Source organism: Paenibacillus tundrae (assembly GCF_030812775.1).
Lineage (GTDB): Bacteria > Bacillota > Bacilli > Paenibacillales > Paenibacillaceae > Paenibacillus > Paenibacillus tundrae_A.
This window is the reverse complement of record NZ_JAUSTI010000012.1, coordinates 42,528-57,057: the sequence shown is the minus strand read 5'-3', so window position 1 is coordinate 57,057 and position 14,530 is coordinate 42,528. Positions and strand designations below refer to the sequence as shown.

General features: G+C 47.2%; 11 protein-coding genes. 1 reads left to right on the top strand and 10 read right to left on the bottom strand.

Going from position 1 to position 14,530, the window contains the following annotated elements; genetic code table 11:
• Positions 1 to 55: 55 nt before the first annotated feature.
• The 3 genes from J2T19_RS19830 to J2T19_RS19820 all read right to left on the bottom strand — a co-directional run bounded on the left by J2T19_RS19830 (position 56) and on the right by J2T19_RS19820 (position 5,383).
• Positions 56 to 1,252, bottom strand: coding sequence for a hypothetical protein (locus J2T19_RS19830; RefSeq protein ID WP_307218774.1), 1,197 nt, complete (start codon positions 1,250 to 1,252; stop codon positions 56 to 58).
• Between the two features lie 336 nt (positions 1,253 to 1,588).
• Complete coding sequence (locus tag J2T19_RS19825) at positions 1,589 to 3,157, bottom strand: DEAD/DEAH box helicase (protein WP_307218772.1); 1,569 nt, start codon at positions 3,155 to 3,157, stop codon at positions 1,589 to 1,591.
• Between the two features lie 774 nt (positions 3,158 to 3,931).
• Entirely contained in the window at positions 3,932 to 5,383 is a 1,452-nt protein-coding gene (locus tag J2T19_RS19820) for a SulP family inorganic anion transporter (protein ID WP_307218770.1), read from the bottom strand.
• Positions 5,384 to 6,013: 630 nt separating this feature from the next.
• Here J2T19_RS19820 and J2T19_RS19815 point away from each other — a divergent pair.
• Positions 6,014 to 6,541 (top strand): pilus assembly protein, encoded by a 528-nt coding sequence (locus J2T19_RS19815; protein ID WP_307218767.1) that lies wholly within the window; start codon positions 6,014 to 6,016, stop codon positions 6,539 to 6,541.
• Positions 6,542 to 7,010: 469 nt separating this feature from the next.
• Here J2T19_RS19815 and J2T19_RS19810 read toward each other — a convergent pair whose 3' ends face one another.
• From J2T19_RS19810 to cobI, 7 genes are all read right to left on the bottom strand, one after another.
• Complete coding sequence (locus tag J2T19_RS19810) at positions 7,011 to 8,681, bottom strand: ABC1 kinase family protein (RefSeq protein WP_128103875.1); 1,671 nt, start codon at positions 8,679 to 8,681, stop codon at positions 7,011 to 7,013.
• Positions 8,682 to 9,059, bottom strand: coding sequence for a phasin family protein (locus tag J2T19_RS19805; RefSeq protein ID WP_056702003.1), 378 nt, complete (start codon positions 9,057 to 9,059; stop codon positions 8,682 to 8,684).
• A 99-nt stretch (positions 9,060 to 9,158) separates the two neighbouring features.
• Entirely contained in the window at positions 9,159 to 9,797 is a 639-nt protein-coding gene (locus J2T19_RS19800; RefSeq protein ID WP_307218762.1) for a ThuA domain-containing protein, read from the bottom strand.
• A 425-nt stretch (positions 9,798 to 10,222) separates the two neighbouring features.
• Positions 10,223 to 11,812, bottom strand: a complete 1,590-nt coding sequence (locus J2T19_RS19795; protein ID WP_307218759.1) for a cobyrinic acid a,c-diamide synthase CobB — start codon at positions 11,810 to 11,812, stop codon at positions 10,223 to 10,225.
• A gap of 97 nt (positions 11,813 to 11,909) precedes the next feature.
• Positions 11,910 to 13,001: a cobalt-precorrin 5A hydrolase gene (locus J2T19_RS19790; RefSeq protein WP_307218757.1), complete on the bottom strand. Its 1,092-nt coding sequence runs from the start codon at positions 12,999 to 13,001 to the stop codon at positions 11,910 to 11,912.
• Positions 12,994 to 13,791: a precorrin-4 C(11)-methyltransferase gene (cobM, locus tag J2T19_RS19785; RefSeq protein ID WP_056701998.1), complete on the bottom strand. Its 798-nt coding sequence runs from the start codon at positions 13,789 to 13,791 to the stop codon at positions 12,994 to 12,996. The genes J2T19_RS19790 and cobM overlap by 8 nt, the downstream gene beginning before the upstream one ends.
• Complete coding sequence (gene cobI, locus J2T19_RS19780) at positions 13,788 to 14,504, bottom strand: precorrin-2 C(20)-methyltransferase (protein WP_128103880.1); 717 nt, start codon at positions 14,502 to 14,504, stop codon at positions 13,788 to 13,790. The genes cobM and cobI overlap by 4 nt, the downstream gene beginning before the upstream one ends.
• Positions 14,505 to 14,530: the final 26 nt, after the last annotated feature.

Sequence of the window (14,530 nt, the reverse complement as noted above, 5' to 3'; positions counted from 1 at the left end):
GCGTAAATATAAGCTTTAATTCGATATGTTTTATTTCACGACAATTCATGTAATGTCACTTGTCTTGGGTAGTGGAAGAGGATTGATCCTCATTCTTATACAGCAATCCTTTGCGTGTCGTTAGCCGATATTGATAAGCGATCAAAGGCAAAGCGACAAATAGAACACCTAAGAAACTCACAACACCCATAGTATCCAACATACGCGCGCCGGCACTCATATCATCTGAGGCATAGAATGAGACGCTGATGATAATCAGGTTAACCGCAGTGAATATGCAATAGATCAACACATGCTTCCAGACAAAGATCGTTGTCAAAAATCCGAATAGGACGCCGCACACAACATAAACCACGATAGGAATAAGGGAAGAAACCGGATTAACATTACCTTGTTCTGCTTGCTCTTTGAGCAGTATGGCTATTCCCCATTGGAGTGCAAATACAAGCCAAGCCCAACCTACATTGCGGAAGGCTTTGACGTTCTTACGGGCAGCCCTTTTCTGTTTCCTCTTCCTTTGCACTGACCGAGCACTGTCGATCCGATCCAGAATCAACTTCATCCGGCGCTCATGGTAAGACTCATATTGGAGTAGAACATTTCCCGTCCATGATGCCTCTTCCAGATATGGGTCTTCCTCTAGTCCTGCTCTAAACTCTTCTGTACCAAGCTTCGCGTTAGAGTACATCGTGAACGTTAGTGGAACTTCCTGTGAGGACAGCTCATCTAACCATGCCTTAGCTTCAGCCCCTTCATAAAACCGGACGGTACATATCTTATTCTGCATACCCTGACGGTAGATGATATGTATTTCCGGCAGAAACTGATAGAGCATCACATGCTCTCCAAAATTCGCCTTCTGGTAGAAATGAGCATTTTTCATCGTATAACGACTCATATACACCTGCTGAATAGCCGAACGGTCAAACGCATCCTCTTCCGACTCCTGAGTTTCTGGGTTCCACTGTATATATCGCACCTGGTAGTCATCCATTTCCACACGATCCAGATGACGATTTTTCCACGCATACCGACGCAATGCTCGCCATAATACATAGAAAAGCCATAACCCCAACGGCAGCAGAATAAGTGTCAACCAAAGCCACTCTTCCGTAAATATGGTAACCAGATAGATCGGACCTACAATCATTGCTAATGCAATAAGCATGCCTAATCCACTCATGATCTGTGTAAATATCCAGTAAAAAGGTTGTATCCTACGCTGTTCTTGAATCAAACCATATGTACTCATGTATAGCCTCCTAGCCTCAAACGGTTCAATGTACATAACCACGACGGGCAAAATCCCACTTCTTGTATACCCGCATTCTCCACATTTGCAACAATCCATCTCTACACTCGTAAGTGCAGTTCACCTTATAAATAATCCATAACTATCCAATACGTACCAGGATGTAAAGCGTTTCTCCCACGGAAAAAAGGGTCACGGCAAAATCCCTGCCGTAACCCTTGTTCGAGAACTCGGTACCGTTGTACCGGAGTCCTCTTGTATATATGCCATGCTTACATCCAGCATGGCATTCATCGTTACGCCAGCATGGTTATACTACCGCTGGCATAATCGATCTTACCGTCCGCGACGTGAATCGCGACGTTCACCCTTCGCTGCGCCGCGCCCAGCGTTGCGTGGGTCGGCGCTGCGTCCACCCCAGCCGCCGCTGCTACGTCCCTCGGCGCTACGGCCACCACTACGGCTGCTGCTACGCTCATCGCCGCTACGGCCTGCGCTGCGTCCGCTTTGACCAGCGCCGCGACTGCTGTCGCTGCTGCGTGCGGAACCACGTCCAGCGCTACGCTCATCTCCACTGCGTCCACCACTACGGCCGCCGCTACGTCCACCACTGCGTCCACCTTCGCCGCCGCGGGAACCACGACCACCACGACCACCATCTCTGCGGTCGCTACGACCTGCACCGCGACGAGCACTGCCCGTGCCAGCAGAACGTCCGCCTGAACGCTCATCATCACCTTGACTATTGATGGTACGACGGGTTGCTCCAGTAGAAGCTACTGGCCCTTCACTCGTCCACTGAATACGGTTCAGCTTCTGATTCGTGCCTTCTTCAATACGCGCAAGCTCCGGTCTGTCGTGCTGTGTTGCAAAGGTAACAGCGAGACCTGTTCCACCCGCACGACCTGTACGGCCGATTCGGTGAATATAACTTTCCGCATCATGAGGAATATCGTAGTTGAATACATGCGTTACGCCCTCAACGTCCAGACCACGTGCCGCTACATCCGTAGCAACAAGGATCTGCAATTTGGCATCACGGAATGCTTTCATGACATTTTCACGCTTGGATTGGGACAGATCTCCGTGAAGCTCGTCACTTTCGTACCCTGCTTCGCGCAGATCTTCATTCAGCTTGTTGGCACGACGCTTCGTCCGACAGAAGATGATCGCGAGGTATGGACGATACGTATCAATCATGCCACGAAGCGCATCAAACTTCCCACGATCCGTGCACTCCAGCACCTGCTGGCGAATCTGATGGATCGGAATAACCGACTTCGAGGATACTTTGACATCCTCAGGGTCTTTCATGTAGTTTTTAGCCAGCATCCGAATGCCCTTCGGCATGGTTGCCGAGAACAGCATGGTCTGACGTTTGTGTGGCAGTTCACGAATAATCGTCTCCACATCATCCAAGAAGCCCATGTGCAGCATTTGGTCTGCTTCGTCCAGCACCAATTTTTTCACGTTATCCAGCTTCAATGTGCCACGGCGCAAGTGATCGAGCAGACGTCCCGGTGTACCAATCACAATCTGAGTACCGTTCTGCAATTTACGCAGTTGCTTCTCTACATCTTGTCCACCATATACAGCAAGCACATGCAGCTTATCATCATTAGCTGTCAGCTTCTTCGCTTCTTCTGTAATCTGCAACGCGAGTTCACGTGTAGGCGCAATAATTAGCGCTTGCGGTGAGCGGTCAGATACGTTGATTTTCTGAATAATCGGCAGCAAAAAAGCCAGTGTTTTCCCTGTGCCTGTCTGTGCCTCAGCAATAATATCGCGTCCTCCGAGTAGTACGGGAATCGAACGTTCCTGTACCGGAGTCGCAACAGCGATTCCCTGATGCTTCAGGATTTCGCACCATTCTGGACGAATGCCCAGTTGTTCAAAGTTTGCCAATCGTTACACCTCTGTATATTCATTTAGATAAGTCCATTTCATAATGACTCGCGTAATAAATTGAACCAGTTTACTTTACAATGACCACTCTAATGACTTAATAACCATCTAATCAGTGTAAAATGTCTATTTTCAACCTACATAGTTTCTCTTATTTCAATCATGATTATGAAATGAATTTTTGAAAAGCACTCCACTCGTTGCTCTTCTTCTCCATACCCTGTAGTTTACACGTTAGTCAAGCAAAACAAAAGGGGATACCGCTTTCCCCGCTAACTTGTATCACAAATTCCGAGATTTGTAGCAGACCGTTTTCAACGAAGTATCCCGAATTTCTAACGAACCTAACGCACTCTATTCCAGCGTATTTAGCGAGTTGTCATTTCTAACGAATTCCAACCGCCCTATTACACAATATATCCGTACAAACAGAGGACATATTGGCGATACCTGGCAGATTAACGTGTCTGTGATTCGTTAGAAAAACAAAAGCATGCACTACCCCCATATAAGACGTGTTAGGTTCGTTAAAACTAGAACAGCGGCGCCCTCTCCCGAGTTAAATCCTCTGAGAGAAGTCACCGCTGTAAGTTAGCACCTTTTACTTATATAGCAGTTCGTTCTGGTCTGCTTGGCAAATCACTTTGTTTAGACGATATGAACCATTTCATTTATCTACCGCTATAAATCACTTGATTCCAGCGCTATAAAAACCACTTCATTCAGCTACAAACCATATCATCCTGTCGTGGTTTAAACGTAGTTTAAATCCATTTATGATCCATGTCCGCCCGATGTGGCAAATCCGCTACGCTCTAGCAAACGCGAGCTTTCCTCATTCAGTCCACGCAGATGCACAGTTTTGCCAAGCTTCGCATATTTGAACTTCACCTTGCCAATCGCAACGACCGCTGTATTATCCCAGATATGTGACCCGCCAAAATCAATCGTGATCTCTTCTGGATCAGCCTCTGCATTGAAATGATCAACAAAATGAGAGGATGAACCGAAGAAAAACGGTCCATAAACTTGATAAGTCTTCTGCCCTTGCTCCTGGCTTGCCTGTACACGAATCTTGGTCTGTTTCCAGCCGAAATGCAGCACACTGAGTACAACTCCGACCATAACTCCAATGGACAGGTCGTGAGTATAGACCACTATTGCCACGGTAATGATCATGACAATGGCTTCCGCCCGAGGTACACGAGCAATATTTTTAACTGAACTCCAGTCAAAGGTTCCGATGCATACCATAAACATAACACCTACGAGCGCACCCATCGGTACCTGCTTGACTACACCACTGAAAAGTAGCAACAGAATTGCCAGAAAAGCTCCTGCCGTGAAGGTGGATAAACGTCCACGTCCACCCGACTTCACATTAATGACCGATTGCCCGATCATCGCACAACCACCCATACCACCGAAGAATCCATTCACAAAATTCGCAATCCCCTGACCACGTACCTCGCGGTTTTTGCTGCTCTTCGTCTCCGTCATCTCATCAACAATGGTTGCAGTCAACAGTGATTCTAGCAAACCTACCAGTGCCATCGTGAAGGAATACGGTAACAGAATCATCAGTGTATCCCATGTCCAAGCTATATTAGGCAAATGGAACATCGGAAGTGTACTTGTCAGATTACCCATATTTTCTACCGTTTTCACATCTAAGTGAAAGACCATCGTAATAATCGTCATGATAATAATCGCAATGAGTGGAGCCGGTACCGCTTTGAAGAACCTTGGCAAAATATAAACAATCGCCAGCGTGCCCGCAACCATCGCATACATCATCCAATTCGCGCCTGTAAAATGCGTAAGTTGTGCCATAAAGATGAGAATCGCCAGTGCATTCACAAATCCGGTCAACACCGAATGCGGCACAAAGGTTATAAATCGTCCCACTTTAAAGATACCTAATATAAATTGAATAATCCCTGTCAGTATGGTTGCTGCAAACAGATATTCCAAACCATAATCTTTGACAAGTCCAACCATGAGCACTGCCATAGCACCTGTTGCAGCCGAGATCATACCCGGTCTGCCTCCGGCAATCGAAATCACGATAGCAATCGTAATAGAAGCGTACAATCCGACCATCGGATCGACACCTGCAATGATGGAGAAGGCAATCGCTTCGGGAATAAGTGCGAGCGCAACCGTAATACCTGCCAGCACATCTCCGCGAATGTTGCCAAACCACTGTTGTTTTAACGTATTCATATATTTCTTGCTGATCCTCCCGCTCTATAACACCAAATTTAAAATGCGTACCCGATCATCGAGAGAACGATTCTTCACCGATTTACGAAGGCAACCAGCACAAAATAGCGGAATACATGATCCGCAAATGATCATTTGCACCTGTGGTATGACTTCATAACCATCCGAGATTACTGCACAGCAAAAATAATGCAGGTCTACACCGACATCCGTTCCAGTGTGAATCCACCTAAATTCCATCGATTCATTCCGGTCTTTAAGACACGAATGAGTTATCATGATGAAACGACTGATACTTTAAACTCATGATACTCTTGGTTTTCCCCTCTCAGAAAAACCGGATCCGTTATGTACTGACCTATTATTATAGACAATGTGCTATATATGTACGAATACGTTTATGTGGATATAATAACGAATTATCTTTTAATATCTTCCTTTTTCTATAAATTACTCCGATATGCTCTAATTAGTCAAAAAATATAACTTGCTCTTTGAGCCGTCATGGTTTAAATTCAGAAAAAATACCTATTATAGTTAATTACACATAACGATTTACATATTATAGAATAAACCGTTCTATCATACTTTGTTCCTTTTTATATATTTCAATTTGGAGGACTATGATTTATGAAGAAAAGAGTAATGGTCACCTTATTGCTAACCATCGCAGTGACTACTTTCATCACATTTCTTGTAGGTGTCACCTCGGACAGGACACATTCCGGCGACTCGCAAGACAGCTTACTTCCAACGGAAACCACCTACTCGGTGATTCATACGTCCGCGGATGGAGGAGATGAGACTGAACCTTCTACTAAGGATGCAGATTGGGAACATAAAGCGATTGGCGGCACTTCGGTTCTTAACGCATTTAACATAGATGCAGGTCGTGGACATCTTAAACTCATCATGAAAAATAATAGTATCCATCCAGTCAAAGTCACTCTGACACATCAGGGGAGCACGGATAAAATCTATTTCGAGAAGACAATTGCTGCAAACAATACTCTCATCTGGACTAATTTTGAAGAGGGGTATCCACAAGGCATGCGTGGCGGGGCTTACGTCTTGGAATGGAGCGGTAGCGAATATGCCGTGAATGGCGAGGTTTCGGGTAAACTTGCATCCAGCATACATGATTTTTCATTGCGTTAATTTAGCTAGCTGAAGCCTTCAAAAAAGACCCATGCATGTGTATGGGCTTGGCGGTATAACATGTTTTGGTTTGAGGAAGCTCTATATACAACGAGCAGTGGCAAGTGTAATACTCTTTAGTTCATTTTATATAAATCCTAAAATTCAGTCGGACACGGACAGTCCTTCTTATTGCACTTCATATCAAACTAAATGAGGCTGTCTTCAAGTCACTTATGTGACTTTGAGACAGCCTCGTAATATTTACTCCCCAATAAATCACGGTTCTAGCTATATTTTTGAACTAAACATTTACACCAGAACGGAGAGGACAGAAATAACATGGAGAAGCGAAGCGTTCGCCTTTATCCCCGGATTTTACCCTTTTCAAAGGGAATCAAAAAAAATCTGGGGATAACAGCGATCAGAATGTTATTCTGTCATCGGAGTGGCTAGAGTGTAAATATCCTTTGTTTCGTTCAATTACCGTCTAGAACCGCCCTGATTTGAAAATTGAATAGAGCAGAAACGCTACCATCAGAATAGCCACGAGAAATCCAATCTCAATCACTGGTATGTCCCATAGCATCGTTGCCTGATGACTGATTGATGAACCGATAATAAGTCCGACCATAATGATACAGAAGGCAAGTAGTACGATACTGAATGATAGACGGTTACTGATCTGATCCAACCTTCGCAGCAGCGTCTCAAGTTCAGGCACACTGACTTCCAATCGCAGCTTTCCTTTGCTGATTATAGAAGATAACTGCCGTAGCTGGCCTGGCAATCCAATCACACTCTCTGCCATATCAGCCGCACTGCGGAACAGTTTATTTTTGATCCTGCCTGGGCTGAATCGTTCCTTAATCAGTTTACGTCCAAAGGGCTCCGCCATATCAACAATACTCAAGGATGGATCGAGATGCTCGATTACACCTTCCATCGTCAGTAGCGACTTCCCTAACAGCAGTATATCCGCAGGCATCACCACGCGGTGCCGCTGAGCCACACCAAACAGGTCATTGAGTGCCTCACCTACACTGATCTTAGAGAATGGAATATCGTAATATTTTGTTCTGAGCTTGTCCAGATCGACATGTAGTCCCCGCAGATCCATATCATCAGGCATCATGCCCAGCTTCTCAATGGAACGAACCATACTGTCCGTATCTTTGCGCATCAGTCCAATAATAAGTGTAGCTAGCTGCTGCTTCATCTCGTCACTCAGCGTTCCTACCATACCAAAGTCAATAAAGGCTAATCTACCATCCTTGAGCACCATCAGGTTACCTGGATGTGGGTCGGCATGGAAAAAGCCGTGAATGAAAATTTGATTCAATAACGAATCTACCAGCCGCTGTGCAATATCGTTCAGGTCATGTCCTTTTTTAACTAATTGTTCACGGTCATTCAGCTTGATTCCTTCGATATACTCCATCGTAAGCACACGGGAAGACGTCTGATCCCAGTAAATCGTCGGAATCTTCACCTTCTCGTCCGGTTGATATTGCTGTGCGATCTTCTCGGTATTTCTCGCCTCAATGGTATAATCTAGCTCGGCCATAAGAGCCTGTGCATACTCCTCAACCATTTGCGGAATCTGATACTGCTTGACCCAATCCCAGCGTTTCTCTGCCATCGCGGTCAATTCGCGTAAAATATCCAAATCTCGCTGCACTATTCGTGAGATGCCAGGTCGCTGGATTTTGATCGCAACCGCCTCACCGCTCTGAAGTTTACCCAAATGCACCTGACCAATGCTGGCCGCAGCTACAGGGGTATCCTCGAACCGGGAGAAGATCTCTTCCAGCGGTATATCCAATTCCTGTTCCAAAATACCCCTGGCCGTCTCCGAAGAAAATGGCGGAACCTGATCCTGCAGTTTCACCAGTTCACGAATGACCGACTCAGGCAATAAATCTGCCCGTGTGCTCGCCAATTGCCCCAGCTTAACGAAAGCCGGCCCCAGCTCCTGCAGCACTAGCCGTATACGCTCACTCAGTGTTTTGGTCGTGTGGGCTTCACGTGACATCCATCGGCGGGGTAAGGCGAGAATTTGGAACAATCCCAACTCCTCGACCATATAACCGAAGCCATGACGCACCAGCGCCATGGCAATTTCCCGGTATCTGCCGACATGTTTAATTCGTACAGCCATCTACTCGATCTCATTTCCTTTGAGAGGAGGGACTTCAAGTGGAGCAGGGGAGCTATCCGTTTGAAGCTGTGGTGTCTGGTTCAGTTCTGCAAGTTTCTTCTCAAGGAGCGCTACACGTTGCTCTAGACTTGTTACTTCATCTTTTGAAGGTACGCCCACTTCCTGCAGCACACGTTTAACCTGTTCGTGAATCACCCTCTTCAACTGGCCTTGCTCCTCATCGCCTCGTTCCATCAGACGCTCAACCAGAGCTTTGGATTCACCCGGCGCGAGTTCACCGCGTTTTACTAGATCATCCACTGTTTTTTCAATCTTCTCCTTGCTTACGACGGTAAGACCCAGCCCCAATGAAATCGCCTTTTTGAACAAATCGCTCATTCCTGTCATCCCCCTCTTTCATTAATGCATATATTATACCCCTATTAGAGGTCGTTCAAAAAGTCCGTACACACAAGTAACACAACATACACCGATATGTTACACGTAACGTGCAGCCCATTTGCCTGCTTGGAAGATTAACTTCCGATACGTCTCGTGGGCAAACGTTGGCACATGATGTCCTGGCATCAAGTACACAATCCGTCCCAAACCATATCTATGCGCCCAAGCCGCTGGCTTTGGCCCTTCTTCCGACTGATACTCAAGCAATACTTTTGTTTCGGAGAAAGAACCAAACTCAAACTGATAAGGCTCTTCTTCCAGCGTAAATCCGGTAATCCCTTCTGTCACAGGATGTGATTCCGCAGTGACCGTGAATTCCAGCGGAGCATACGGTGGATGCTGCAAAAATTTCGCACCAATCATCTGCTTGAGTTCGTATCGGTTTTGGAGCGTGATTCCGTTATGCAAAATGAGCAAACCTCCGCCATTGCTTACATAGGACAGTAATCCTGCCGTTTGCTGTGGAGAGACTTTTCCCTTCCAATCGTCCATATATGAAATACACACATCAAACCCTGTGATATTTTCTTGTAATAACATATTGCGGTTCTCACTGCATTGCACAGTCATAATATCATGAAAAATCCGGCTAATCTCAGCATCCACACCCTGAAGCGGGTGCCAATCGGGATGTGTGTAATCGCCGAGCAATAATGCCTTTTTACGATGATCCATTACATGTAATCCCCTTTCTAATTCCTATTATAAAGTGTCCGAAAAAGCATGTCCCCCTTGCGATCCAAATAAGCAGGTTAATCTCCTTCAAAACCCTCATGACGGTAGGCTCAGTATACCTAATCCCTAATCTACGAGATGCTATGCCTATAGTTCAGATTCGCGGACATGTTCACTACTACTTCTTAGTATAGCCGCATTATTCATAAGCATATCCCGAAATTCCGTTACCTTTAGAGAGTTTGTCCCAAGAGAGTCACAGGTGCACTCGTCAATTGTATATATGTCATCACTGGCCAGTCCAGCATCCACGATGCTCTGGGCAGTATGTAAGTCATTCCACATATGCAGGCAAAAACCTTTAATTCTGACGATTAGCGGCCAACTTCACGACCAAAGTCTCAGATAATTGAACAAGAATAGAGTCACTCTACATCCTTCTGCTTACTTTGTCGATACATGCGACAATGCTCTACCCATCTGTTAGCAACTGCCGGGTTAGAACCAAGATGCACATGGGTGTACCCAGCTAGAATATGACCTGAATTGTATCCCTCTGGCTTCAACCCTCGCATCCCTTTCGTTTCATAGGCATATGGAATCGTATCTGAATCGTGATAGGTCATCGTCGAATAATGGAATTCATGACCTCGCAGTATATCTCCCTTTTCCAGCAAAAATGAATCCTGAACGGCACTCGCCTCACGATATCCAAGGGCTGCGCGCGTGGTTTGCATCTGCACATGTGCAGGAACAATACCCGCCATGTTAAACGTTACCCCCTGTCGATCTGTTAACGTTTCGGCAAGCACCATATAACCCCCACATTCGGCAAACACAGGCATATGCTGACGTGCAGCCTGACGCAGCCCTTCTAGAAACAAGTGATTTGATGCGATAGCTTCAGCAAATTCTTCTGGAAAACCACCTCCCAGATAGATGCTGTCTGCATCCGCTGGAATACCTTCACCCGCAATTGGGCTGAAATACGTAAGCTTCGCGCCAGCTTCCTCAAGCAACTCCAGGTTGTCCGGATAATAGAAGTTAAACGCCGCATCCCGTGCAATTGCGATGACAGGACGTATTTGATGTTGTTGATCGTTTTGGCGCTCTTGGTGCTGCTGATGTTCATTTTTTTCTTGATGATCTTGTTGATTTTGATGTGTCATTAACTGCTGTTGTGGTTCTTGTTGATATTGATCCTGTTCCGAGGGATGCACAGACTGAGAACGTTTCTCATCATCAGAAAGCTGCTGCTCTTCCAATTCAGATACAAGGCTCTTCGATTCCAGCGGCGGTGCTGCGCCAGCAATCCTCAGAATTAAATCCAAATCCGCACCCTCACGAAGTGCATCAGCGGCGCGCTGAAATAACGGGTCAAGTTCGCCTCGTTCAATGGCGGGAACCAAACCAAGATGACGCTCTGGAATTGACATATCATCCTCTCGTTTCAGCCAGCCTACCACAGGGATATCGCACATTTGCTCAATCGCCTTCTTCACAATCTGGTAATGTCCTGCACTCCCGCAGCGGTTTACAATAACACCTGCAATATTCAGCTCAGGCTCCAACTGTTGAAACCCAAGCACAATCGCTGCCGCACTGCGTGCCATACTCCGAACATCCACAACCAGGATCACAGGTGTCTGCGTGACCATCGCAATCTCAGCAGTTGAGCCGGTATTGCTGAGCGGGTCTTTGCCATCGTACAATCCCATGACTCCTTCAATGATCGAAATATCCTGCCCATCCGCTGCTTGCACAAATGTATGACATACATACTCCGGTGAGGTCATCCATGCGTCCAGATTGCGAGATGCCCTGCCGGTCACCGCCGTATGATAGGTCGGATCGATGTAGTCTGGGCCGCACTTGAAGCCCTGTACACGTAGTCCCCGCTCAGCGAGAGCTTTCATTAAACCTAGCGTTACCGTTGTTTTGCCTGCACCACTTCCTGTCCCCGCAATAATTAGCCGGGGTCTGACATGTGCAGCATGTGGTTTATCACTTGTCATCATATGAATTCCCTACCTTATCTGCATATTTCGTGCACAAAGACTGATATAACAAAACCGCACCGAATACCGATGCGGTTATCTATATAACGTTAGTTCAAGGTTTAAACGGAATGCGTGCGATCGAAATCGTCAGATTCCCGCTTTTCTTCTTCTCCAGCAACCAGTGGTCTGCCCCGGAGGATAGCAGTGCCGCTGGCTCACTGACGCCATATGCTCCTGTATATTTAAATACCGTCTCGGATGGGTTCGGCAGAGTGACCGTGTTTAGTTCAGCAGGGGAATAGGTAACCAGCTCCCAGCCATACTTTTGGCATAACGCGAGCAAACCTTCCTCATCCTTTTTCAGATCAATGGTGGCTATGTTACGCACACTCTTCACGGAAAGAGACTGTTCTGCAAGCGTCGCAAGAACCTCCTGCTCCAATTCCTCCAAGGATGTCCCTCGATTGCAGCCCATGCCTAGGACTAGACTTTTGGGACGGTACAACACACCGTTACTCATGAATCGCTGCTGTTCCTCATCGGTGAGCAGCCGATCACTAATTACGAGTGCCGCATTGAATGCAAATGACTCTGTCTCCGCCATGCTATGAAAGGTACGAATATGATCCGGGACAGGTTTATCGTATTTCCACCAATTCCGCTCCCCCGTCTCCTGAATCAGCGCAACTGGCTCCTCATTCACAACTGCTGCACTCACGGGCGTAGCCTTATCGAAGCTGTCTATTGTCCAGCCGAGCTCACGGCCAAACAGATCCACAGGGATCGTCCCCTGCACATCTGAAGCTGTCGTAATCACAGGGCGTGCGCCAAGCACCTCTGCCACCTGACGGGTCAACTCATTGGCACCGCCTAAATGACCCGACAGTACGCTGATGACATGTTCTCCGCGATCATCAATGACCAGAACAGCCGGATCAACTTTTTTGTCCACTAATAGCGGTGCAATCATGCGTACTACAGCACCCAGAGATATGAATAAAATAATACCATTATACCGTTTGAACAAGTCCGGCAGAATCAGCTTCACGGACCCCTCGAACATGTTGTAGCCAAGCTGCTGCTCATCTCCACGGGCGAACTTCGTCATATAAAAGACATCCGTACCCGGAAATTGTCCAGCCATGTTGCGTACCATCTCTACCCCATGCTTGGTGATGGCTACCGTCGCATATGGATTACTCACCGGACTTCACTCCTTTACGGTACCCGTGGGTGAAGGATTTGTCATATAGCTTGGAGCGGTGCGCATCCCGATTCACAAGGTCTGGGTCAAGCGCCCAGCCAGCGAGAATCATCGCATGCATTGTAATGCCTGCGGCGCGCAGGTCAGCGGCAAGATTAGCCAGCGTTGTACGCACAATTTTCTGATCAGGCCACGTGGCACGTTGCACCACTGCAACCGGTGTATCCTCACTCCAGCCTGCGGCGAGGAATTCAACCACGACTTTTTTCGCAAGTGTTGCACTCAGGAACAGCGCAACAGTACAGTGATGTGATGCGAGGTCACGCAGTTTCTCCCGTTCTGGTACAGGTGTACGCCCTTCTGCACGGGTCAGAATAACAGTCTGAGTCAGCTCAGGCACAGTCAGCTCTGCCCCTAAGGCCGCTGCTGAAGCAAAGACCGAGCTAACGCCAGGAATAATCTCATAGTCCACACCTTGCTGCTTGAGCAACACCATCTGCTCTAAAATTGCCCCGTACATTGCTGGGTCTCCTGTATGTACACGAGCTACACTACGCCCATTACGCGTTGCCTCCGTCATCAGCTCAACTTGACGCTCCAGATCCATGCCTGAGCTTTGCAACACTTCGGCTTCCGGCTTCGCTGTAGCAATAAGTTCATCATTCACAAGTGAATCGGTATAGAGCACCAGATCGGCACTTCGCAAAATATTCGAACCTTTTACTGTGATCAGCTCCGGGTCTCCTGGACCTGCACCTACGATATATACTTTCGGTTCCAATGTCTTCATTTGCTCACCACCATCAGGCTCAGATATTCCAGCTCCTGCCCTTTCAGTTCACGGGCATCACGCCAGATCAGTTCGTAGGGAGAGGTGACTTTGGTAACGACCGAGGCTTTGCCGCCCAGACCCATCTCTTCCAGCAGTTCCAGCATCAGGTCAAGCACCTTTGCCACTTTGATAAATACAATCGTATCGTGATGCTCAATCGCTTGTCGCATAGCCTCTTTGTCAGCTGTTGCTGGGATGATGCCCACCTGCTCGTCCCCATCCGCCAGATGGATATCCAGCGCTGCCGCTGCACCTAGTACAGATGAGATACCTGGAATAGAGGAAATCGGCACTTCAGGATGCAACTCGCGCATCAGACGTGCCAAGTGAATGAATGTGCTATATAGATTCGGGTCTCCTTCGGTCACAAAAGCGACGTCTTTCCCTTCCTTGAGCGCACCCCAACATGCCTCAACGGTTTTACCCCATTCACGTTCCAGTACGACAGGGTCTTTCGTCATCGGGAAGATCAGACCCAGCATTTCCTTCTCTTCGGGATTCACGTACAACTCCACGATCTCATGGGCGTAGGATTTACCACCCTTGCGTTTCTTCGGATAAGCGACTACAGGGCATTCCCTGATCATACGGTATGCTTTGACGGTAATCAGCTCCGGGTCTCCTGGCCCAACACCCACGCCATATAGTGTGCCTACTGCTCCCATGCTCATGTTGTTATCCCCCTTGTTCTCTGTTT

What these genes read in the sequence shown, in the direction of transcription:
- cobI (WP_128103880.1), bottom strand. Translation starts at nt 14,504, where the DNA reads ATGAGCATGGGAGCAGTAGGCACACTATATGGCGTGGGTGTTGGGCCA.
- J2T19_RS19805 (WP_056702003.1), bottom strand. Translation starts at nt 9,059, where the DNA reads ATGAGCGATTTGTTCAAAAAGGCGATTTCATTGGGGCTGGGTCTTACC.
- cobM (WP_056701998.1), bottom strand. Translation starts at nt 13,791, where the DNA reads ATGAAGACATTGGAACCGAAAGTATATATCGTAGGTGCAGGTCCAGGA.
- J2T19_RS19810 (WP_128103875.1), bottom strand. Translation starts at nt 8,681, where the DNA reads ATGGCTGTACGAATTAAACATGTCGGCAGATACCGGGAAATTGCCATG.
- J2T19_RS19800 (WP_307218762.1), bottom strand. Translation starts at nt 9,797, where the DNA reads ATGGATCATCGTAAAAAGGCATTATTGCTCGGCGATTACACACATCCC.
- J2T19_RS19830 (WP_307218774.1), bottom strand. Translation starts at nt 1,252, where the DNA reads ATGAGTACATATGGTTTGATTCAAGAACAGCGTAGGATACAACCTTTT.
- J2T19_RS19820 (WP_307218770.1), bottom strand. Translation starts at nt 5,383, where the DNA reads ATGAATACGTTAAAACAACAGTGGTTTGGCAACATTCGCGGAGATGTG.
- J2T19_RS19815 (WP_307218767.1), top strand. Translation starts at nt 6,014, where the DNA reads ATGAAGAAAAGAGTAATGGTCACCTTATTGCTAACCATCGCAGTGACT.
- J2T19_RS19795 (WP_307218759.1), bottom strand. Translation starts at nt 11,812, where the DNA reads ATGACAAGTGATAAACCACATGCTGCACATGTCAGACCCCGGCTAATT.